The following is a 522-nucleotide window of genomic DNA, read 5'->3' on the forward strand; positions in this document are numbered from 1 at the left end:
CTGGCACGTAGCGGACATGCTATCGGGACAATATGTCCGCTTTGAGCGAGGGGGGCTTTATGCTTGGATTAGAAATGGTATTTAGAGGTTTCACACAGGTAAAATCTGATCCGGCTAAACCTTTTCACGCCGAGTTTTACCGAATTATTATTAAGCGCGCAGCGTTAAGAACTAAATCATCGATCTCGTAAAACTTTCGTGCTGCGCGTGTTGGAAAAGGATTCTCAATTTTTTTGATTGTTTTTATCTCCCAGGCTAGCCAGCCGGCTTCATAATAAGATGCGCAAGCTTTAGGGATATCCTCTTGCCTAAACTCTCTGATTTCCCCCAAGGTAATGATAGCTATGGCGGTTCCGACCTCCTCCTGGCCATCGACCGTGAGGAAGTGTTCATTTTCAACCAGTAATATCTCTTCCCCTGTTCGGACGTCAGGCTGCCATCGCCTTATTTCCAGCGTTTTTAGGCCGTTTGCAATTTGAGTTCCGGCAGGCCGAACGATTGAAAGTGCTTTCATCGGGTTCC

Annotated in this window: 1 protein-coding gene; it reads right to left on the reverse strand. The window is 46.7% G+C overall.

From position 1 onward, the window contains the following. Positions 1 to 136: 136 nt before the first annotated feature. Positions 137 to 522 (reverse strand): ASCH domain-containing protein (locus D6C13_RS25385; protein ID WP_208642953.1); only part of this gene is annotated, 386 nt, incomplete at its 5' end.

The organism is Rahnella woolbedingensis (genome assembly GCF_003602095.1).
In the GTDB taxonomy this organism is placed as follows: domain Bacteria; phylum Pseudomonadota; class Gammaproteobacteria; order Enterobacterales; family Enterobacteriaceae; genus Rahnella; species Rahnella woolbedingensis.